Origin of the sequence: Paractinoplanes maris (assembly GCF_023544465.1) — a bacterium.
GTDB lineage: Bacteria > Actinomycetota > Actinomycetes > Mycobacteriales > Micromonosporaceae > Actinoplanes > Actinoplanes maris.
This window is the reverse complement of record NZ_JALPVL010000004.1, coordinates 410,411-431,396: the sequence shown is the minus strand read 5'-3', so window position 1 is coordinate 431,396 and position 20,986 is coordinate 410,411. Positions and strand designations below refer to the sequence as shown.

The 20,986-nt window shown below is 70.5% G+C and carries 16 protein-coding genes; 6 read left to right on the top strand and 10 right to left on the bottom strand.

Annotated elements, in window-relative coordinates; translation table 11 throughout:
• Window positions 1–9: 9 nt before the first annotated feature.
• Together metH and NAG42_RS14090 are read right to left on the bottom strand one after the other, a co-directional pair.
• Complete coding sequence (gene metH / locus NAG42_RS14095) at window positions 10–3,663, bottom strand: methionine synthase (protein ID WP_250030681.1); 3,654 nt, start codon at window positions 3,661–3,663, stop codon at window positions 10–12.
• A 168-nt stretch (window positions 3,664–3,831) separates the two neighbouring features.
• Window positions 3,832–5,511, bottom strand: coding sequence for a bifunctional 3'-5' exonuclease/DNA polymerase (locus tag NAG42_RS14090; protein WP_250030680.1), 1,680 nt, complete (start codon window positions 5,509–5,511; stop codon window positions 3,832–3,834).
• Here NAG42_RS14090 and NAG42_RS14085 point away from each other — a divergent pair.
• On the top strand, window positions 5,396–6,538 hold the full coding sequence (locus NAG42_RS14085; RefSeq protein WP_284045278.1) for an NAD(P)-dependent oxidoreductase: 1,143 nt from the start codon (window positions 5,396–5,398) through the stop codon (window positions 6,536–6,538). The two genes, NAG42_RS14090 and NAG42_RS14085, sit on opposite strands and share 116 nt — an antisense overlap.
• A 4-nt stretch (window positions 6,539–6,542) precedes the next feature.
• Here the strand turns inward: NAG42_RS14085 and NAG42_RS14080 are convergent, their stop codons facing one another.
• A complete protein-coding gene (locus tag NAG42_RS14080; protein ID WP_250030678.1) occupies window positions 6,543–7,703 on the bottom strand; it encodes a methyl-accepting chemotaxis protein in 1,161 nt (386 codons plus the stop codon).
• Between the two features lie 256 nt (window positions 7,704–7,959).
• Entirely contained in the window at window positions 7,960–8,817 is an 858-nt protein-coding gene (locus tag NAG42_RS14075) for an aldo/keto reductase (RefSeq protein WP_250030677.1), read from the bottom strand.
• Window positions 8,818–8,983: 166 nt separating this feature from the next.
• Between NAG42_RS14075 and NAG42_RS14070 the strand changes: the two genes are divergently transcribed.
• On the top strand, window positions 8,984–9,688 hold the full coding sequence (locus tag NAG42_RS14070; protein ID WP_250030676.1) for a hypothetical protein: 705 nt from the start codon (window positions 8,984–8,986) through the stop codon (window positions 9,686–9,688).
• On the opposite strand, the gene mgrA is transcribed toward NAG42_RS14070, so the two are convergent.
• On the bottom strand, window positions 9,689–10,678 hold the full coding sequence (mgrA, locus tag NAG42_RS14065; RefSeq protein ID WP_250030896.1) for an L-glyceraldehyde 3-phosphate reductase: 990 nt from the start codon (window positions 10,676–10,678) through the stop codon (window positions 9,689–9,691).
• Between the two features lie 186 nt (window positions 10,679–10,864).
• Between mgrA and NAG42_RS14060 the strand changes: the two genes are divergently transcribed.
• From NAG42_RS14060 to NAG42_RS14045, 4 genes are all read left to right on the top strand, one after another.
• Entirely contained in the window at window positions 10,865–11,548 is a 684-nt protein-coding gene (locus NAG42_RS14060; RefSeq protein ID WP_250030675.1) for a hypothetical protein, read from the top strand.
• A gap of 5 nt (window positions 11,549–11,553) precedes the next feature.
• A complete protein-coding gene (locus tag NAG42_RS14055) occupies window positions 11,554–12,675 on the top strand; it encodes a 5-methyltetrahydropteroyltriglutamate--homocysteine S-methyltransferase (protein ID WP_250030674.1) in 1,122 nt (373 codons plus the stop codon).
• Window positions 12,676–12,693: 18 nt separating this feature from the next.
• Window positions 12,694–15,318 carry a LuxR C-terminal-related transcriptional regulator gene (locus tag NAG42_RS44880; protein ID WP_308201151.1) on the top strand — a complete coding sequence of 875 codons (2,625 nt, stop codon included), beginning with the start codon at window positions 12,694–12,696 and terminating at the stop codon, window positions 15,316–15,318.
• Window positions 15,319–15,408: 90 nt separating this feature from the next.
• Entirely contained in the window at window positions 15,409–15,600 is a 192-nt protein-coding gene (locus NAG42_RS14045) for a hypothetical protein (RefSeq protein ID WP_250030673.1), read from the top strand.
• 59 nt (window positions 15,601–15,659) lie between these two features.
• Here NAG42_RS14045 and NAG42_RS14040 read toward each other — a convergent pair whose 3' ends face one another.
• Genes NAG42_RS14040 through NAG42_RS14020 form a run of 5 tightly spaced genes read right to left on the bottom strand, consistent with a single transcriptional unit; the run spans window position 15,660 to window position 20,928 of the window.
• Window positions 15,660–16,565, bottom strand: a complete 906-nt coding sequence (locus tag NAG42_RS14040) for a carbohydrate ABC transporter permease (RefSeq protein ID WP_250030672.1) — start codon at window positions 16,563–16,565, stop codon at window positions 15,660–15,662.
• Window positions 16,566–16,583: 18 nt separating this feature from the next.
• Window positions 16,584–17,492 (bottom strand): carbohydrate ABC transporter permease, encoded by a 909-nt coding sequence (locus NAG42_RS14035; RefSeq protein WP_250030671.1) that lies wholly within the window; start codon window positions 17,490–17,492, stop codon window positions 16,584–16,586.
• A gap of 46 nt (window positions 17,493–17,538) precedes the next feature.
• Window positions 17,539–18,975, bottom strand: coding sequence for an N-acetylglucosamine/diacetylchitobiose ABC transporter substrate-binding protein (gene ngcE / locus NAG42_RS14030; protein ID WP_250030670.1), 1,437 nt, complete (start codon window positions 18,973–18,975; stop codon window positions 17,539–17,541).
• A 49-nt stretch (window positions 18,976–19,024) separates the two neighbouring features.
• On the bottom strand, window positions 19,025–19,939 hold the full coding sequence (locus NAG42_RS14025; RefSeq protein ID WP_250030669.1) for a carbohydrate ABC transporter permease: 915 nt from the start codon (window positions 19,937–19,939) through the stop codon (window positions 19,025–19,027).
• Complete coding sequence (locus tag NAG42_RS14020; RefSeq protein ID WP_250030668.1) at window positions 19,939–20,928, bottom strand: carbohydrate ABC transporter permease; 990 nt, start codon at window positions 20,926–20,928, stop codon at window positions 19,939–19,941. The genes NAG42_RS14025 and NAG42_RS14020 overlap by 1 nt, the downstream gene beginning before the upstream one ends.
• Window positions 20,929–20,986: the final 58 nt, after the last annotated feature.

Here is a 20,986-nt window from a genome sequence, read left to right as displayed (position 1 = left end):
CATGCCCGATCAGTCGATCTCGTACGCCAGATTGGGACGCAGCCAACGCTCGATCTCGTCCTGCGGCATGCCGCGGCGACGGGCGTAGTCGGCGATCTGGTCCCGGCCGAGCCGACCGACCGTGAAGTAGCGCGACTGCGGGTGGGCGAAGATGAGACCGCTGACGGCGGCGGCGGGCGTCATCGCGTACGACTCGGTGAGCTCGACCCCGATCTCGGCCGCCCCCAACAGCTCGAAGAGGTCCTTCTTCTCGCTGTGGTCGGGGCTGGCCGGGTAGCCCAGCGCGGGCCGGATGCCCCGGAACCGCTCGGCGTGCAGATCCTCGAGCTTGGGCTCGGAGCCGGGCTCGAACCACTCCCGCCGGACCTGCAGGTGCAGGAACTCGGCGAACGCCTCGGCCAGCCGGTCGGCCAGCGCCTTGACCATGATCGCGCGGTAGTCGTCGTTCTCGGCCTCGTACTTGGCGGCCAGCGCGTCGGCACCGTGGATGGCCACCGCGAAACCGCCCAGGTGGTCGCCCTTATCCGGGTTTTCCTTCTGTTTTCCGCCGCGGGAAGGAGCAGGGGCGATGTAGTCGGCCAGGCAGCGGTTGGCGCGGCCGGCCGGTTTCTCGGTCTGCTGGCGCAGCATCGGGAAGGTGACGCCGTTGTCGAGCACGATGTCGTCGCCCTCGCTGTGGGCCGGCCAGAACGCGTAGCGCCCGCGCGCCTCGAACGAGCCGTCGGCGATGATCTGGTCGAGCAGCACGTTGGCGTCGTCGAACAGCTCGCGGGCCACCGGCTGCTCGAGGATCGCCGGGTACTTGCCCTTGAGCTCCCAGGCCAGGAAGAGGAACTGCCAGTCGATCATCTTGCGCAGCTCGGCGATGGCCGGCCGGACTTCGCGGACGCCGGTGAAGGCGGGCGTGGGCAGGTCGGTGAAGTCGACCGTCTCCCGGTTGGCGCGGGCCTGCTCGACCGTGAGCAGGGTCTGGGAGCGCCGGTTGGCGTGCTGCTCGCGCAGCCGCTCCTGGTCGGCCCGGTTCGCCGTGTCGAGCCGCTCGGCCCGGTCGGGTTCGAGCAGGTCACTGACGACGCCCACGACCCGGGAGGCGTCGAGCACATGGACGGTCGAGCCCTCGTACGCCGGAGCGATGCGCACCGCCGTGTGCTGCTTGGACGTGGTGGCCCCGCCGATCAGCAGCGGCAGCTTGAGCCCGCGGCGCTGCATCTCGGCACCGACCGAGACCATCTCGTCGAGCGACGGGGTGATCAGGCCGGAGAGCCCGATGACGTCGGCCCCCTCGCTGATCGCGGTGTCCAGGATCCTGGCCGCCGGCACCATCACGCCGAGGTCGATCACCTCGTAGTTGTTGCAGCCCAGCACCACGCCGACGATGTTCTTGCCGATGTCGTGGACGTCGCCCTTGACCGTGGCCAGCACGACCTTGCCCTGCCCGCGGTTGGCCTCGACGCGCCCCTCCAGGCGGGCCTGCTCCTTCTCAGCCTCCATGAAGGGCTCGAGGTAGGCCACCGAGCGCTTCATGACACGGGCGCTCTTGACCACCTGGGGCAGGAACATCTTGCCCGAGCCGAAGAGGTCGCCGACCACCTTCATGCCGTCCATCAGCGGGCCCTCGATCACCTCGAGCGGCCGGGCCTTCTGCTGCCGGGCCTCCTCGGTGTCGGCCTCGATGTAGTCGACGATGCCGTGCACCAGCGCGTAGGACAGGCGCTCGCCGACCGGGGCCTCCCGCCACGACAGGTCGACCTCGCGCTGCTTGCCCTTGCCGGTGACGGTGGACGCGAACGTCACGAGCCGGTCGGTGGCGTCCGGGCGGCGGTCGAAGAGCACGTCCTCGACCAGCTCGAGCAGGTCGGCCGGGATGTCCTGGTAGACGGCGAGCTGACCGGCGTTGACGATGCCCATGTCGAGGCCGGCCTGGACGGCGTAGAACAGGAACGCCGAGTGCATGGCCTCGCGGACCACGTCGTTGCCGCGGAAGGAGAACGACAGGTTGGAGATGCCGCCGCTGGTGCGCGCGCCCGGGCAGCGCTCCTTGATCAGCGGCAGGGCCTCGATGAACGCCTTGGCGTAGCCGTTGTGCTCGGCGATGCCGGTCGCCACGGCCAGCACGTTGGGGTCGAAGATGATGTCACCGGGTGCGAAGCCGGCCTCGTTGACCAGCAGGTCGTAGGCGCGCCCGCAGATCGCCACCTTGCGGTCCCGGGTGTCGGCCTGGCCCTGCTCGTCGAAGGCCATCACGACCACGCCGGCGCCGAAGTCGCGGATGCGGCGGGCCTGCGCGAGGAACTGCTCCTCGCCCTCCTTGAGGCTGATCGAGTTGACCACGCTCTTGCCCTGCACGCACTTGAGACCGGCCTCGAGCACGCTCCACCGGGAACTGTCGATCATGACCGGGATGCGGGCGACCTCGGGCTCGGTGGCGATCAGGTTGAGGAAGGTGGTCATCGCCTGCTCGCTGTCGAGCAGGTCGGCGTCCATGTTGACGTCGAGCAGGTTGGCGCCGCCGCGCACCTGGTCGAGCGCCACGGCCACCGCGCCCTGGTAGTCGTCGGCCTCGATGAGCCGGCGGAACTTGGCCGAGCCGGTGACGTTGGTCCGCTCACCGATCATGACGAAGCCGGTGTCGGGGCCGATCGCGAACGGCTCGAGGCCGCTGAACCGGGTCGTCTCGGCCGGTGGGTTGATCAGGCGCGGCTTGGCCGTCCGCACGGCCTCGGCGATCCGCCCGATGTGGGCCGGGGTCGTGCCGCAGCAACCGCCGACGATGTTGACCAGGCCGGCGGCGGCGAACTCCTCGATCAGGCCCGCGGTCTGGGCCGGGGTCTCGTCGTAGCCGCCGAACGCGTTGGGCAGCCCGGCGTTCGGGTGGGCGGCGACATACACATTTGCCAGGCGGGCCAGCTCGGCCACGTGCGGCCGGGCCTCGGTCGCGCCGAGCGCGCAGTTCACCCCGACGATCATCGGCTCGGCCCGCTCGATCGAGCGCCAGAACGCCTCGACGGTCTGACCGCTGAGCGTCCGGCCGGACAGGTCGACGATCGTCACCGAGATCCACAGCGGCAGGTCGGGAGCCACCTCGCGGGCGGCGGCGATGGCGGCCTTGGCGTTGAGCGTGTCGAAGATCGTCTCGACCAGCAGCAGGTCGACGCCGCCCTCGGCCAGGGCGGCGATCTGCTCGGCATACGCCGCCTTGACCTGGTCGAACGTCACCGCGCGGTAGGCCGGCTCGTCGACCTTGGGCGACAGCGACAGCGTCACGTTGAGCGGGCCGACCGAGCCGGCGACGAACTTGCCGCCGGCCTCGTCGGCGGCCTGACGGGCCAGTTGCGCGCCGCGGACGTTCATCTCCTTGACGTACGACTGCAGGCCGTAGTCGGCCTGGGCGATGCTCGTCGCGGTGAACGTGTTGGTGGTGGTGATGTCGGCGCCGGCCGCCAGGTATTGCCGGTGGACGTCCAGGATCACGTCGGGCCGGGTGAGGATCAGCAGGTCGGGGTCGCCCGTGACGTCCTGCGGGTGATCAGGGGAGATCAGGTCGCCGCGGTAGTCCTCGGGCTTGAGCTGGGCCCCCTGCAGCATCGTGCCCCACGCGCCGTCGAGCACGAGGACGCGCTCGCTGAGCAGGCGCTCGAGCTCGGCGATTCTGTTCTTGTCCATACCGACCACCTCCGGTTAACGGAGGCGCCCTTGGTCGGTTTCCACCGAGCGAGCGTGGCGGGTGTCACCCCGTTGCAGCGCCTCTCGCTTCGGACCAACAAAACTACCCGATTTTCGTTCCCCGCCGGCGGCAGCTCCATCTACTGAGACGTCGCCGACAAACCGGGTCTATTTCGCCGTCGCGTAGGCGTCGACCACCGCCACCTCCAGCGGGAAGCGCACGGTGGTGTCGCCGAAGAGCAGCCGGCCCGCCCGCACGGCGCACTCGTTGACCGCCGCCACAACCTGCTCGGCCTGCTCAGCCGGGCAATGGATCACCACCTCGTCGTGCACGAACAGCACCATCTCGGCCTTGCTGCCCTCCAGCGCCGTGCGCAGCGTGGCCAGCAGGACCAGGGCCCACTCGGCCGCGGTCGCCTGGACGACGAAGTTGCGGGTGAACCGTCCGCGGGCCCGCCCCGAGGCGCCGCCCTGCGGCAGCTCCGCGCTGCCCGCCTCCTCCGGCGGGTCGAGCCCGGCGTCGCGCCAGGCCGTCGACGAGGGCGGGCACGTGCGGCCCAGCCAGGAGCGGACCAACCCCCCGGCCTCGCCCACCCGGGCGGCCTGCTCGACGAACTCGAAGGCCGTCGGATAGCGCTGCCGCAGCACCGCGAGCGCCGGGACGGCCGCCCCGCCGGTCTGCCCATACATGGCGCCGAGCAGCGCCACCTTGGCCTTGGCCCGATCACCGTCGAACGAGTCCCGGGCCAGCGCGGCATACAGATCCCCGGCGGCCGCCGCCGCGGCCAGCCGCTCATCACCCGAGATCGCGGCCAGCACCCGCGGCTCGAGCTGACCGGCGTCGGCGACCACGAACCGCCAGCCCGGATCGGCCACAACGGCCCGCCGCACCGCCTTGGGCACCTGTAACGCCCCGCCCCCGCGGGTGGCCCACCGGCCGCTCACCACGCCGCCCGGCACATACTCCGGCCGGAACCGGCCGTCACTGACCCAGGCGTCACACCACGACCAGCCGTGCGCCGTCCAGATGCGGTAGAGCTCTTTGTATTCGAGCAGCGGCCGGACGGCCGGGTGATCGACCTGTTTGAGCACCCAGGCCCGGGTGCTGGGGATGTCGACGCCGGCCCGGGCGAACGCGCGGACCACCTCGGCCGGCGAGTCGGGATGCAGCCCCCACGTGCCGAAGGCCGCGTTGATCTCGGCCGACAGCTCGGCCAGGCGGCGCGGTGGCCCCACCGGCTGCGGTGGCCCGAGCAGCTCGCGCAGCAGGGCGTCGTGCAGATCGGCCCGCCACGGCAGCCCGGTGTGCCCCATCTCGGCCCCGACCAGGGCACCGGCCGACTCGGCGGCCACGAGCAACCGGAACCGGCCCGGATGCCCGGTGCGGGCCAGCCGGGTCAGCTGGTCGGCGTAGACCTCCTGGACGACCTCGATCGCCACCGGGGCCGAGTGGTCGCCCGCCGTCTCGAACAGCGACGCCTGGGCGAAGCCCGGCGGCTCGGCGACCCGGGGCGGCGGATCGGGCGGCACCGGCAGGCCGTGCAACCGGGCGTGGGCCGCGGCCGGTGATCGCGGCTCGCCCCAGCGCCCGGCGTGCCCGGAGAGCAGCGCCTCGGTGAGCTCGAGGTCGTGACAGCGGGCGACCCGGACCCCGGCGCGCAGCAGCGCCGGATAGAGATCGGCGGTGGCCGGCCAGACCCAGCGGGGATGATCGGCGGCCTCCCGCTCGCCGATGGCATCGGCCAGGTCGTCGGCCGGCCGGACCGGACCGGCGGCCGAGCCGTCGGCCCGCAGATCCACCAGGCGGCCTCCTCGGCCACCCGCATCCGCCACCACCGCTGTCAGCACCTCATCATTCTCGCCCGGGGGTACGACAAGTTCCGACGGGTCCACGCCCTGGGCCTTCCCGGCGGCCCGGGGCCTTTTCCCGCCGCATGCGGCCGGCGGGGGGACGCCATGCGCGAACGGCGTGGCGGAAGGCCGAGGCGCGCGCCAGGATGGCCGGATGACCGAAACACTTACCGTGGGCGTGCTGGGCACCGGCATCATGGGCGCCGCGATGGCCCGCAATCTCCTGAAAGCCGGGCACACCGTACGCGTCTGGAACCGCAGCGCCGACAAGGCCGCACCGCTCGCCGGCGACGGGGCCGTGGTCGCGCCGAGCGCGGCCGAGGCCGTGCGGGACGCCGATGTGGTGCTCACCATGCTCTATGACGGCGACGCCGTCCGTGAGGTGATGAGGGAGGCGTTCCCGGCCGTCAAGCCCGGGGCGCTGTGGGTGCAGTCGACGACCGTGAGCCTCGAGGACGTCGACCGGCTGGCCGCCGACGCCGCCGAGCACGGCCTCGCCTTCTACGACGCTCCGGTGCTCGGCACCCGGCAGCCGGCCGAGGCGGGTCAGCTCACCGTGCTCGCCGCCGGACCGGCCGAGCGCCAGGACGACCTGACGCCGGTCTTCGACGCGGTCGGCAGCCGCACGGTGTGGCTCGACCAGCCCGGCGCGGCGACCCGGCTCAAGCTGGTCGCCAACAGCTGGGTGCTGGCGCTGACCCACGCCGGCGCCGAGACGCTGTCGCTGGCCGAGGCGCTCGGCGTCGACCCCGACAAGTTCCTCGAGCTCATCCAGGGTGGTCCGCTCGACAACGCCTACCTGCGCACCAAGGTCGGACTGGTGCGGGGCGACCAGCTCTCCCCGGCCAGCTTCGCGGTGACCACGGCCGAGAAGGACGCCCGCCTGATCGCCGAGGCCGGCCGGCGGCACGGCGTCCGTCTCGACCTGGCCGAGGCCGGGGCCGAGCGGTTCCGCCGCGCCGCCGAGCAAGGCCACGGTGACAAGGACATGGCCGCGTCGTACTACGCGAGCTTCGACAAGTGAGCGGTCAGACGCGGTAGACCGAGATCGTCTGGTGCAGCTCCTCGGCCATCCGGGCCAGGTCCTGAGCCGTCGCCTGGGTCTCGGTGGCACCGGTGGCGGTGGCGCCGGCCGCCTGCGACACCCCGGCGATGGTGCCGGCGATGTCCTCGGCGCCGGCCGACGCCTCGGCGACGCTGCGGGCCATCTCGTTGGTGGTGGCGGTCTGCTCCTCGACGGCGGCGGCGATGGTGGCCGCGTGGTCGTTGATCCGCGCGGTCACCTCGGTGATCTCGCCGATCGCGACCACGGCCTGGCCGGTCTCGCTCTGGATCGCGCCGATCCGGCGGGAGATGTCCTCGGTGGCCCGGGCGGTCTCCTGGGCCAGGTCCTTGACCTCGGAGGCGACGACGGCGAAGCCCTTGCCCATCTCGCCGGCCCGGGCCGCCTCGATGGTGGCGTTCAGGGCGAGCAGGTTGGTCTGCTGGGCGATCGACGTGATCAGCTGCACCACGCCGCTGATCTCGGACGACGACTGGCCGAGCTTGGCCACGATCTCGTTGGTGCGCTCGGCGGTTTGGGCCGCCTGGGCCGAGACCGAGGCGGCCTGGGTGGCGCTGGTCGCGATCTCCCGGATCGCCACGCCCATCTCGTCGGCGCCGGCCGCGACGGTCTGCACGTTCTGCGAGACCGTGCCGGCCGCGGCCGCGACGGTGCCGGCCTGGGCCGAGGTCTCCTCGGCGGCCGAGGACATCTGCACCGAGACGGCGGACAGCTCCTCGGAGGCCGCGGCCACGTGGTGGGCGTTGTCAGTCACCTGGCGCACCATGCCGGCCATGGCCTCGGTCGAGGTGTCGAGCGCCTCGGCCAGCTGACCCAGCTCGTCGCGGCCGTGCAGGCCGGTGCGGGCGGTCAGATCGCCGTCCCGGATCCTCATCAGCACCTGGACGCAGCGGGCCAGCGGCTTGGTGATCAGGCGGGCCACGCCCATCGCCAGGGCCACGCCGAGCAGCAGCCCGGCGACGATCAGTCCGATGATCAGGTCACGGGCGGTGTCGTAGGCGGACTGGGCGGTGGCCTTCTCCTCCTGCGCCTTGGCGACGGTCTGGGCGGCGAGCGTGTCCATGGCCTCCCGGGCCTGCGCGACCAGCGGGTCGACCTCGGCCTTGCGGACGGCCGCGATCTGCACGTCTTTCCGAGCGCGCCGACGACCAGCACCGCCGTCATGATCTTGGTGCTGACCCGCAGATCGGACAGCCGCCCGATCAGTCCTCGCGGGTGTTCCGGCCCGTACGACGGGGTCGACCCCATGAGCAGCTCCTCGAAGTGGCAGCCCCCGAGGTGTTCCGGGCCGCGTCGAGGAGTCACATCGTCGCCGGGCGGGCGTGATCGGAGGAGTCGGGCGGCACGCACCCAAATGCCACCGTGCCGCCCGGCTCCGCCGCTCAGATGCCGATCTCGGCCAGATCGTCCGGCGTCAGGGTCAGCTCGGACGCCGCGGCCGAGTCCCGGATCGTCTCGGGCCGGCTGGCCCCCGGGATCGGCACGACGACCGGCGACTTCGCCAGGTGCCAGGCCAGGCAGACGCGCTGCGGGCTCACCCCGTGACGCTCCGCCACCCGGGCGAACGCGTCGGCCTGCCCGCCGAGCTCGGCCGCCTTGCTGATGCCGCCCAGCGGCGACCAGGGCAGGAAGGCGATGCCCAGCTCGTCGCAGAGCTGCAGCTCGGGCTCGGACGACCGGAACGCCGGCGAGAACTGGTTCTGCACCGAGGCCAGCCGGCCGCCGAGCACCTCCTGCGCCTCGCGGATCTGCCCCAGGTCGGCGTTCGAGATGCCGGCCATCCGGATCTTGCCCGCGTCGAGCAGGTCGCGGACGGCGCCGACCGCCTCGGCGTAGGGCACGCCCGGGTCGGGGCGGTGGAACTGGTAGAGGCCGATCGCCTCGACGCCGAGCCGCTTGAGCGAGGCCTCGCAGGCCTGCTTGAGATAGTCGGGCGAGCCGTTCACCGTCCAGCTGCCGTCACCCGGGCGCAGGTGGCCGCCCTTCGTGGCGACCAGCACGCCGGAGGTGTCTCCGCCATAGGTGGCCAGCGCGCGGGCGATCAGCGTCTCGTTGTGCCCGACCTCGTCGGCGCCGATGTGATAGGCGTCGGCGGTGTCGATCAGCGTGACGCCGGCGTCGAGCGCGGCGTGGATCGTGCGGATCGACCGCTCCTCGTCGGGCCGGCCCTCGATCGACATCGGCATGCCGCCGAGGCCGATCGCGCCGACCGTCGCGTCACCGATGCGGCGACTCTGCATGATCAAAACCTTCTCTCGCGTACGGGGCGGGTTGCCCCTGACCCCATCCTGGTACCCCTGACGGGCCGGGTCGAACGAGGGAAATATCGGCACTCGGTACTTCACTTTCCGGATCGACGATCGACTACAGTTGCCGCGTTCTGACGGCGCGGCTGAACGAGGCGACATGCGGTGGTTCCGGCGGGGTTCGGCCAAGCAGAAGACTCCGGGCGTCGAGCAGGCCCTCGTCGACGACGTCCGGGATCGTTTCGGCCCGCACCTGCCCGGGGCGTTCCACGACCAGGCCGCCGCGGTCGTCCCGCTGCTGGCCGGGGATGACGGGGTGGCGGCGGCCGCGGCCATCCTGCGCGAGTTCGCCGACGCCGCGCACGCCGACCTGTGGGCCCAGGCCGCCGAGCTGTCCCGCCGCACCGGTTACGCGTTCCCGGTCGACCGGGCCAATTACCGCCCGCTCTGGCGCGACACGCAGGGCCAGTTGCGGTGGTCGCTGTTCACGCTGCCGGCCCAGCTCCACCCGTACATTCAACTCAGCGCGGCCGCCACGGTGATCAGCGCCGAGGCCAAGCGGGCCGTGCGCACCACCGACACCCGGGCGCTGCTGGCCCACCTCTTCGAGATCCTCGACCTGGTCGTCGACGGCTGGGAGTTCGCCCGCGTGCGCCCCGACACCGACGGCGCCACCCTGGCCCACCGGCTCATCCTGGCCGCCCGCGACCTGCGCAACGCGATGAGCGACGAGCCCCCGCTCCCCCAGCCGGTCCGCGAATGGATGCGCCGCAACACCACCATCGACGTGTACGACCCGGCGTCCCCCGCCGTCGTCGCCGGCTTCAACCCGGGCCGGGAGATGCGCGAAGCCCTGCTGGCGTGATCAGGATTCGCTGGAGCGCGCCCAGAGGTTGATCCCGGCCTCGGTGGCGTACTTGTCGATCTCGGCCAGCTCGTCCGGCGAGAAGGCGGTGTTGCCGAGGGCGGCCACGTTGTCCTCCAGCTGGGCCACGCTGCTGGCGCCGAGGACGACCGAGGTCATCCGCGGGTCGCGCAGCGCCCAGGCGATCGCCATCTGGGCCAGTGACTGGCCGCGCCGCCGGGCGATCTCATTGAGCGAGCGGATCTTGCCCAGGTTGTCGTCGTTGATCCAGTCCGGTGTCAGCGACTTGTCCTCGGTGGCCCGGGAGCCCTCGGGCACGCCGTTCAGATACCGGTCGGTCAGCATGCCCTGGGCCAGCGGCGAGAACGCGATGCAGCCGGCACCGTCCCGCTCCAGCTGGTCGAGCAGACCGCCCTCGATCCAGCGGTTGAACATCGAGTACGACGGCTGCGAGATCAGCAGCGGGATGCCGAGATCCCGCAGGATGGCCGCGGCCTCGGCGGTCTTCTCCGGCGAGTAGGACGAGATGCCGGCGTACAGCGCCTTGCCGGCCCGGACGGCGGCGGCCAGCGCGCCCATCGTCTCCTCGAGCGGCGTCTCCGGGTCGTGCCGGTGCGAATAGAAGATGTCGACGTAGTCGAGGCCCATCCGCCGCAGCGACTGGTCGAGCGAGGCGGTCAGGTATTTGCGCGAGCCCCAGTCGCCGTACGGGCCGGGCCACATGTCGTACCCCGCCTTGGTCGAGATCACGAGCTCGTCGCGGTAGGGGGCGAAGTCCGTGGCGAGCAGCCGCCCGAAGTTGCTCTCGGCCGAACCGTACGGGGGTCCGTAGTTGTTGGCCAGGTCGAAGTGCGTGATGCCCAGGTCGAAGGCGCGCCGCAGGATGGCCCGCTGCGTCGCGAGCGGCCGGTCGTCGCCGAAGTTGTGCCACAACCCGAGTGACACGACGGGCAGCTTGAGGCCCGAGCGTCCGGTGCGGCGGTACTCCATGGACGCGTAACGGCCGGCGTCGGCGGTGTAGATCTCAGGCACAGCGATTCCCCTGCGAGGCGAGACGAACATGACCAGCTAAGCCTCGTCCGAGATCGGGCCGCTGTCCACGGGCTTGGGAGATTCGGCGGGTATCTCCGACCGTGGTCCGATGCCGTCCGGTGATCGCCCCGGCACACTGGTCCGGTGAGATTGCGTTGGATCGCCGCCGGCATCGTCGTTGTCCTCGCGGCGCTGGTGGGCGGCCTGGCGTTCGCCTATCCGTCGGCCGCGGCGACCACCTGTCCCGGCTGCTACGGCCTGACCCGGGTCGGCGACGGCCTCTGGAGCGAGCGCGGCCTCACCGCCGCCCAGCAGGACCAGCTGATCGGCCTCGCGACGGAGGCCCGGCGCCGGGTCGGCGACTTCTACGGTGGCCGCGAGTCCGATCCACGGCTCGTCGCCTGTTTCACCGACGACTGCTACGACCGCGTCGGAGGCGGCGGGGAAAAGGGCATCGCCGTCCTCAACCGCGCCGTCATGCTCTCGCCGCGCGGGCTCGACGCGGTCATCGCCTCGCACGAGATGTCCCACGTCGAGCTGCACCAGCGGCTCGACGGCGACGTCCCGCAGTGGTTCGACGAGGGCCTCGCCGTCGTCGTGTCCGGCGACCCGCGCTACCTGGGCGAGCATTGCCGCCGGCCGGACGACGGCACGGCCCTGCCCGCGACGCTGCCGGCCTGGCTGGAGGCGGCGAGCGCCGATCAGCAGGTGTATTCCCGGGCCGCCTGCCGGGTCAGCCGGTGGCTCGACGCGAACGGCGGCCCGCCGGCCGCACTGGAGCTCATCGATCGGCTCAACCGCGGCGAGCCGTTCCCGGCGTTACGGTGAGCGGCATGACGCTCCGCGACACGCCACCGTTCCGGGCCGACCACGTCGGCAGTCTGCTCCGCCCCGCCCGGCTGCTCCAGGCGCGCGAGCGCCGCGCCACCGGCGAGATCGACGCCGCCGAGCTGCGGGCCGTCGAGGACGACGCGATCCGCGACGTCGTGCGCATGCAGCGCGACGCCGGCCTGCGCTCGGCCACCGACGGCGAGTTCCGCCGCACGTCGTGGCACATGGACTTCATCTACCGCCTCGGTGGCATCCACCCCACCGACGAGAAGATCCAGGTGCACTTCCGCAACGCCGAGGGGGAGATCGACTTCGAGTCGGCCGCGCTCGCCGTCGACGGGCCGATCCGCCTGACCGAGACCGTCTTCGGCGACGACTTCAGCTACCTGCAGTCCATCGTGGACCCCGGCGTCACCGCCAAGCTGACCATCCCGTCGCCCAGCATGGTCCACTACCGCGGTGGCCGGGCCGCGATCGACCCGGCCGTCTACCCCGATCAGGACCAGTTCTGGGCCGACCTCAGTGCCGCGTACGCCGACCAGGTGCGCCGCGTGGCCGGCCTCGGCTGCCGCTACCTGCAGCTCGACGACACCAGCCTGGCCTACCTCAACGACCCGGCCCAGCGCCGCCTGCTGACCGAGCGCGGCGACGACGCCGACCATCAGCATCTGCGCTACATCCGGCAGATCAACGCCGCGATCGCCGACCGCCCCGAGGGCCTGGCCGTGACCACCCACATGTGCCGCGGCAACTTCCGCTCGTCGTGGACGGCCGAGGGCGGCTACGACTTCGTGGCCGAGGCCCTGTTCAACGAGCTGGCCGTCGACGGCTTCTTCCTCGAGTACGACGACGACCGCTCCGGCGACTTCGCCCCGCTCCGCTTCGTCCCGCCCGGCAAGATGGTCGTTCTGGGCCTGGTGACGACCAAGCGCGGCGCCCTGGAGTCCAAGGACACCCTGAAGCGCCGCATCGACGAGGCCGCCCGCTACGTCCCGCTCGACCAGCTGTGCCTCTCCCCCCAGTGCGGCTTCTCCTCCACCGTCGAGGGCAACACCCTGACGTACGACGAAGAGGTGGCCAAGCTGGCTCTGATCGTCGAGACCGCCGAGGAGGTCTGGGGCTGAGAGCAGGGCTCGACACGCGTGGCGGCGCGGCGGGAGACGCTGTGGGCCGGATGCCTGCCGCTGACGTCGATGACCGCCCCGCTGCTGCCGCTGCGCGAGGTGCTGCGACGGGCCGGTCTGAGCGACGACGTCACGCTCGTCGCGTTCGACGCCTGGCTCGACCGGGCCACCGCCGACCGGCCGGTGGTGCTGGTCGTCGACGATCTGCAGTGGGCCGACCGCAGCACCCTCGACGTCCTGCTCTACACGATCGCCGGGCGGGCCGACCGGGGTCTCGGGCTGATCGCCACCGTGCGGGCCGGCGCCGAGGGTGACTGGCTGTCCTGGTGGTTCGCCGACGTCCTGCGCCTCCCGCGCGTCCGCGAGCTGCCCCTCGGGCGGCTCGACCGGGCCGGGACGGACGAGCAGATCGCCGGCGTTTTCGGCCGGCCGGCCGATCAAGGGCTGGTCGACGAGGTGCACACCCGCACCGGCGGCAACCCCTACCTGACCGACCTGCTCGTACGCGACCTCGATCCGCGCGCGGTGACGCTGCCGCCGACCCGGCCCGCACATCTGCGCGACGCGGTGATCCGGCCGTGGCGGTCGATGTCGGCGCCGGCCCGCGAGCTGACCCGGATCGTCGCCGTCGGCGGGCATCCCCAGGCCTACGAACCGCTCGTCCGGACCGCTCCTTCGCTCGGGTTCGCCGATCCCGTGCTGCCGGCGCTGCGGGAGGCGGTCGACGCCGCGGTGCTGCTGGCGACCGCGGACAGGCGTTACTGGTTCACCCATCCCCTCCTGGCCGAGGTCCTGGACGACGAGCTGCTCCCGGATCAGAGGCGGCAGATGCACGCCGCGTACGCCTCGGTGCTCGACGACACCGACCCGGTGAACCGGGCCGACCACTACGCGCGAGCCGGGCTGACCGAACCGGCCTTCCGCTGGGCGCTGCGGGCGGCCGACGCGACCACGCGGCCGGCGGAACAACTCCGCCTGTTCCGCCGCGCCCTGTCGTTGAGGGCGAGCCTCGACGATCCCGGCCTGAGCGAAGCCGATTTGTGGGAGCGCATCCGGCTCGCCGCCGATCGGGCCGGGCTCTATCAGGCCGAACTGGAGGCGGTCGAGGCGCTGATCGGACTCGTGCCACCGGGCAGTCAGCCGTTGCGATCGGGTCGTCTGATGAGCCGGCGGGCGGTGTTGCGCATCGCGGCCTGTCTGGACGGGCCGAACATCGAACTGCGACGCGCGGCGCACGCGATCACCGCGTCCCACCCGGACAGTGCCGACCACGCGCGGACCACAGCCCAGCTGGCCCAGGGCCTGTTGTGGGCCGGCGACCCGAGCGGGGTGCCACTCGCCGCACGGGCCCTCGAACTGGCCGAGCGGTGTGGTGACGAGGAAACCGTCGCCACCGCCCTGCTCCCCTCGGCCTCCGCCAAGTTCCTCACCGGCGACCCGGGATTCGCGCGGGACGCGCAACGGGCCTGGGAGCTCGGACTGCGCCTGGGGCGGCCCGAGATCCTCAAGGGCGCCACGTACGCCGTCGTCAACACCTTCCAGGGACCGTTCCGGGAGATGCCGGGCCTCTATCGGAGGGCCGCCGAGGAGCTCACCGCTCGCGGCGCCGCCCACACCCACGTCGCCGAGATGTGCGCCTGGGAGGCGTTCTGTCTGTTGTGGACCGGTGATTGGCGCGCCTGCCGGCAACGGTTACGCGTGGCGCTCGGCGCACAGCCGGGGGTGCGGGCCGATGCCCTCAGCCGGCTGACCGCGGCCAAGCTCGCCTGCCTGCAGGGCCGCCAAGCCGAAGCCGAGGCCCACGTGGCCCGAGCCGACGAGGTCTTCACGGCGCCGCCCGCGGCCCGGTCGTTCCTGGGCTTCGTCGAGGTGCAGGTCCACGTGGCCCTGGGTGGGCACGAGCCGGAAGCGGCGTTCGAGAACGCGGTGGCCGAGATGGAACGGACCGGGTACGCCGAGGAGTTGCTTCCGCTGGCGGCGCGGGCCCTGGCCGACCGGGCCGAGGCCGACCGGGATGCCGGCCGCGACCCGGCACCCGTGCTGGAGCTTCTCGCCGAGTTCGGCCGCCGCTTTCCCGCCGTCGCGCCGGATCCGAACGCGGAACTGGCCGAGGGTGTGGCACACGCATACCAATTGCTCACCGCGGCCGAGACCGCCCGGGCCACCCGCGATCCCGGCGAGCTCGCCCTCTGGCGCTCCGCGGCGGAAGCGTTCCACCGGGCTGAGTTCCCGTGGGACGAGGCCTACGCGCGGTGGCGGCAGGCCCAGGCCGCCCTGCGCGACCGGCGCACGCACCGCCTGGCCCCGGACGCCTTGCGGCACGCCCACCGCCTGGCGACCGACCTCGCCGCGGTGGGTCTGCTCACCGACCTGGAACGGCTGGCCCGCACTGCCCGCATCGACTTGACCGAGGCCGATCGCGCCGCGACCCCGCCGCCCGACCTGCCCGGACTCACCAGCCGGGAGCGTGAGGTGCTCGCCCACCTGCTGACCGGTGGCACCAACACCGAGATCGCCAAGGCGCTCGTCCTGAGCGAGAAGACGATCGGCGTGCACGTCTCCAACATGTTGCGCAAGACCGGGACGGCCAACCGGATCCAGCTCGCGGAGCTGGCCCGCAGGCATCGGAATCGCAAGATCTGAAGAGGACCGGCCCGAGATCTGAACAGTCCCTCCCGATGTGGGGCGCCCGGCCCGGAGGGGAGCGTGGAGTCATCCGACGAGGAGGACTCCATGGTCGTTCGCTACGTACCTTTCGCCCTGGCCCTGACCGCCGTGGCCACCGCCTCGCCTACCGTGCCGGCCTGGGACGACCCACGGCCCGCGGTGGTGCGGGACGGACCGTGGGTGAGCGGGGGCTGTGCGCCGGCCCCGGCCGCCGGATGGCCCGGCCCGTGGTGGGACAGCACCGGCCGGAGCCGCTGAGTAAAGAGGGAACGGCTCCCCGGGCCGAAGCCGACCGGGGAGCCGTTGCCGGTTGAGAGCTACTTGACGGCGCCCGCGGTGAGGCCGGCCTGGATCTGCCGCTGGAAGATCGCGTACACGATGATCATCGGGAGGATCGTGAGGACGAGGGCGGCGAAGAGCGTCGACCACTCGGCCTGATAGCCGGCCGACACGCTGATCTGGGCGATGCCCTGGGTGAGCAGCAGCTTCCGGTCGGCGCCGGGGCCGCTCATGATGACCACCGGCAGCAGGTACTGGTTCCACTGGCCGACGATGTTGAAGATCGTGATGCTGACCAGGCCGGAGCGGGCCATCGGCATCATGATCTGGAAGAACTTACGGGTGTGCGAGGCGCCGTCGACGGTGGCGGCCTCCTCGATCTCGTACGGCAGCGATTTGAAGAAGGCGGCCAGGAAGAAGATCGTGAAGGGCAGCGAGTAGGCGATGTACACCAGGATCAGGCCGGTGAAGGAGCCCAGCAGTCCCATCCCCTTGAGGATGTAGAACAGCGGCGCCAGCGCCATGAACGTCGGGAAGGCCAGGCCCGAGACGAACAGGTAGTAGATCGCCCGGTTGCCGGGGAACTTGTAGCGGGCCAGCACATAGGCCGCCATCGAGCCCAGCAGCATCGTGCCGGCGGTGCTGATCAGCACCACGAAGACGCTGTTGATGAAGTAGCGGCCGATGTGCGCGTCGCTCCACGCGTTGACATAGGTGCTGAACGAGAACTCGTTGGGCAGCGCGAACGGCTTGCCCAGGAAGATCTCGGTGTTGCTCTTGAACGACGCGAGCAGCACCCAGAGCAGCGGGCCCGCCGTGATCACGGCCCACGCGACCAGGGCGACGTGCGAGAGGCCGGTGGCGATCTTGAGATCGCGCTTGGGTTCGGGCGCGCGGCCCGCGGAGGGGGCCGTGGTGCCGGGGGTCTTCGTGATGGTGGTCATCGTCTCGCCTCTCGCCGCTCAGGCTTCGACGGATTCGCGCCGGGTGGCCGAGAGGGTCACCCAAGCGAAAGTCAGGGTCAGGAAGAAGAGGACCACACCCAGTGCGGAGGCGTAGCCGGCCTGCGAGAACTCGAAGGCGTTGCGGTAGATCATGAGGCTGAGCACCGAGGTCGCGCCGTCGGGTCCGCCGCGGTCGACGGTCATGATGTTGACCAGCGCGAAGGCGTCGAAGGCGGCGATGCCGAGGTAGACCCAGGCGACCTGCACCGTGTTCCACAGCAGCGGGATGGTGATCTTGAAGAACAGGGTGACCCGGCTGGCGCCGTCGATCGCGGCCGCCTCGTACACCTCGGTCGGGATGTTGCCCATGCCGGCCGAGAACAGGACGACGTAGAAGCCGACCGCCTGCCAGACCAGCACGACGAGGATGCAGCCCATCGCGTAGCGCTCGTCGGCCAGGAACAGCCAGGGTGACCACGACTCCGGCAACAAACCGTTGATCATGCCGCTCTTGTCCGGGCCGAACACCCGGCCGAAGATCACCGCGACGATGGCCAGCGCCAGCAGTTGCGGGAAGAAGAAGATGATCCGGTAGACCTTCGAGCCCCAGACACCCCGGATCACTCCGCCCTTGTGCCCGCCACCCACATTGAGCAGGAACGCGAAGATCAGGGCGAGGACGACGGTGATGATCGGCAGGAAGACCAGCAGGAACACGTTGTGCTTGATCGACTGCCAGAAGGTCGTGTCGTCCCACATCTTCCGGAAGTTGCCGAGGCCGACGAAATTCTCGACCGGGCCCAGGCCCGACCATTCGTAGACCGACAGGTAGAACGCCTGGATGTAAGCCCAGACCACGAAGACCGCGTAGAGCGCCACCGGCACGACAAGAAAGCCGATGATGAAGGGATACTTGCCGTGCCGCATGGCGTCTACCGTCCTGCCTTCGTGCTTTGGATCAGTTACCGATTGATCAGCTGCGGGTGAACTTGGTGACGGAGGAGTCCTTGGCCACGGCCTGGGACGCCTTCTCCATGCGGTCGCAGAACTTGGCCGCGTCGTAGTCCTTGAACATCAGGTCGTTGGCCGCGGCGCGCGACTCGTCGTCGAGCTTCTTGTACCAGGTGTCGAACAGGTAGCCCATGAAGATGTCCTTGCCGGCCTTGGTCACCGCGTCGTTCGCGCTGGTCAGTCCGGGGGAGATCGTCTGGCCGTCGGACGCACCCGCCACCACCGTAAGCGACTTCGTGAGCTTCGTGAACTCCAGCGCCGCCTCCTTGGAGAGCATGGTGCGCAGGTATTCCTTGCCGCCCTGCGGGTTCTTGCCCTTGGCCGCGGCGAAGTAGATCTCACCGGCGGCCGCGTTGATGGCGGTGGCCGGCAGCTTGTCGGCCGCGGTCACGCTCGGGTACGCCGCGATCGCGTACTCGAAGCCCTTGGGGGTGTCCTTGGCCTGCTCGTTCTCGAGCCAGGAGCCGCACGGGTAGAACCCGACCTTGTCCTGGTTCTGCTGGAGCTGGACCTCGGTGTGCCGCAGGCCGAGGAAGGTCTTGTTGATGTACTTCTGGCCGATACCCGCCCAGGCCTGCGCGGCCTGCTTGATGGCGTCGTTCGTCCAGGCGCCTTCCTTCAGGTTGTCGATGTCCTTGAGAACCTGCTCGCTGCCGATCTTGCCGGCGCTGGTCAGGATGGCCCGGACCATGTAGTACGACGCGTTGGCACCGGCGTAGCCGAACGGCACGACGCCCGCGGCCTTCATCTTGTCGCACAGCGCGGTGAACTCGGCCCAGGTGGTCGGCGGGGTCCAGTTGTTCTTCTTGAACAGCGCCGCGTTGTACCAGAGACCGAACACGGTGTACGAGTAGTTCACCGCGAACGGCTTGCCGTCGTAGCTGCCCTGCTCGATCGCGCCCGGCACCAGGGTGTCGGCCACGGTCTTGCCGGCGATGTCGAGCGACGGCGCCGCGAACAGGTCGGTCAGCTCGGCCGCCTGGCCGGCCTTGACGATCGCGCCGAAGTCCATCAGCTTCGAGCCCGAGTTGTTGATCATGTCGGGCGGGCTGCCGGCGTTGATGCGCGGCTGCACGACCGTCGAGATCTCCTCGGCCTGCGAATACGTGATCTTGGCTTCGGGCCACTTCTTGTTGAACAGCGGCGTGTCCACCTTGGTGGCGTAGTCGGTGCCCAGACCACCGTTGAAGATCACGATCTCGACGCCGGCCTTGGGGTCGATGCCGAGCGGGTTGTCCGCCGACTTCGTCCCGGTGGCCTGCTCCGGGGTGTCCTCGTCGGAGCTGCCGACGCAGGCGCTCAGCATGCCCACGGCGGGGGTGGCCAGCAGACCGACCGCGGCCGCGCGGCGCAGCAGCGTACGGCGGTCGAGCTCGGGCTTGGTGAATATGTCGGTCACAGCATCTCCTCAGTGCTTGCCGTACTGCCTTACTGGTGTTGAGTCCTGATCATCCCTTGACGGCACCGGCGGTGAGGCCGGTGGCGATATTGCGCTGGATGATCAGGAAGAAGATCACCACAGGGATCGAGGTGATGATCGCACCGGCCATGAGGGGCCCCCAGGCGGTACCGCGCGTTGTCTGGTTCTGCAGCAGCCAGGCCATCAGATTCTGCTTGTCCGGGCTGTTGAGCGTGTTGATGATGATGAACTCGTTCCAGGCCTGGATGAACCCGTACACGCTGGTGGCCACCAGGCCGGGACCGGTCAGCGGCAGGATGATGCGCCAGAACACCTGCCCCCGGGTGCAGCCGTCGATCATCGCCGCCTCATCGAGCTCCCTCGGAATGCCGGAGATGAAGCCGCGAAGCGTCCAGACGGTGTAGGGCAGGATCAGCACGAGGTAGGTGATGCTCACACCGATCAAACTGTTGGTCAAGTCCGCGCTCTGCAGCATGAGGAACAGCGGGATGAGCAACGACAGGAACGGGATCAACTGCACCACGAGGACGACCAGGATGATCGCCTTGCGGCCGTAGAACGAGAACCGCGCGATCGACAACGCCCCGAGGAAGCCCACCACCAGGGCGCCGGCCACCGCCAGCAGGGTGACGATGACGCCGTTGAGCATGTCCTTGAGGAACAGCGGGGCCTTGAAGGCGGAGACGAAGTTGTCCAGGGTCGGGCTGGTCGGCCAGAACGTCGGATCCAGCGCCAGCACCTCGTCGGCCGGCTTGAACGCGGTGTTCAGCACCCAGTAGACCGGGAAGAGCATGAGTACGGAGAAGACGACCCCGGCGGTGTTGGCCAGGATGGTGCCGGTGCGGCTGCGCCCGACGGTGATGACGCCGTCGTCGGTCCGGGCCCGGCGGGGCCGGACGGGGACGGTGGACGCGGGCGCGGGGCTCGCGGTGGGGGCGACCATCAGTCCACCTCTCCGATCCTGAACATCTGCTTGATATAGAAGATCATCACGCCGAGCATGAGCAGCACGGTGATCACCGCGATGGCCGAGCCCAGGCTGTAGCGGGACTGGCCGAACGCCTGCGTGTACGAGTAGGTCGCGAGCGTCTGGAACTGCGGCTCGGGGTGACCGTCGCGCAGCACCCAGGCCTGGGTGAACAGGCCGAAGTTCCAGATCACCGAGAGCGTCGTGACGATCATGATCAGCGGCTTCAGGATCGGCAGGGTGATGTTGCGCAGCGACTGCCAGGGCGTGGCCCCGTCGACGGTGGCCGCCTCGAGCAGCTCCTTGGGCACCTGGGTCAGGCCGGCGTTGAGCGTGATCGCCAGGAACGGGATGCCCGCCCAGACGACCAGCGTGGTGATGACGCTCCAGCCCTGCCACGGGTTCACGAACCAGCTGTGGTTCTGGTAGTTCACGCCCGGCAGCTTGTCGATCAGGTAGTTGACGACGCCGAAGTCGGAGTCGGTCATCCACCGGAAGATCTGGGCCGCGACCAGCTGCGGCAGCGCCCAGACGAACATCATGGCGACGACCATGAACAGCCGGACACCCCGGCTGACCCGGCGCATCAGCAGCGCGATGCCGAGGCCGAAGAACACCGAGATCAGCACCGAGACGACGGTGAAGGCGACCGTACGCCCGACCACCGCCCAGAAGACGCTGTCGCTCAGGACCCGGGTGTACTGGTCGAAGCCGACCCACGGGGGTGTGCGCCCACTGAGCAGCTCGCGCAGGCGCATGTTCTGGAAGGACAGGACGACCATCCGGACCAGCGGGTAACCCAGCAGGCCGGCGATCAACAGGAGGGCGGGCAGGGCGAGCAGCCACGGGGTGCGGCCGCTCCCACGCCGGCGGCGCTTGGGGGCGGCGTGACCGGGGACCCGGTTCTGCTGCGACCGGCCGGGGTCGTTGGGCCGCCGGGTCGCCGGGGAGTCGACGACGGACATCGGCTTTTCCCTCTCTCAAAGGGGTGGGTGGACTGCCCGCCCCTGTGACAGGGCGGGC